Origin of the sequence: Vibrio sp. Vb1980, from assembly GCF_033338615.1 — a bacterium.
GTDB lineage: Bacteria > Pseudomonadota > Gammaproteobacteria > Enterobacterales > Vibrionaceae > Vibrio > Vibrio alginolyticus.
In genome coordinates, this window is record NZ_JAWOSZ010000201.1 from 1 (window position 1) to 500 (window position 500).

Consider the following 500-nt stretch of genomic DNA (forward strand, 5'->3'; position numbering starts at 1 on the left):
AACTACGATAAAGATGTGCATGTGACCATTGTTGATTTGCCGCAGCAACTGGAAGTCGCGATGTCTAACGTGGCAGAGAATCAGCTCAGCGAGCGCGTGCATCCGTATCCTGCCAATATGCTTGATAAAGCCCAACCATTGCCTGAACATGCCGATATTTGGTGGATGAGCCAGTTCTTAGATTGTTTCTCTCCAATTGAAATTTTAAATATTTTGAAGAAAGTGAAGGCGCAGTTGAGCGCGGGCGATACCGTTTATGTTCTCGAACCGTTTTGGGATGCGCAGAAATATGCGGGTGCGTCATACAGCTTAAATGCCACCTCGCTTTACTTTACCTGCCTAGCCAATGGTAATAGCCGTTTCTACCGTAGTGATGATTTCCTAGAAATTGTTGAAGCAGCAGGTCTCTCTGTTGTGGAAAGAACGGACAACATTGGCCTCGGACATACCTTATTAAAACTCCAAGCAAGCTAGTATAAAGAATGAAAACAGAGCACAAG

1 protein-coding gene is annotated in these 500 nt (G+C 44.8%); it reads left to right on the forward strand.

All coding sequences use genetic code 11. The annotated features are described in order from the left end of the window. Window positions 1-474, forward strand: a 474-nt coding sequence (locus tag R7F64_RS24490) for a methyltransferase (RefSeq protein ID WP_318072234.1), incomplete at its 5' end; no start/stop codon positions are given. Window positions 475-500 lie beyond the last annotated feature (26 nt).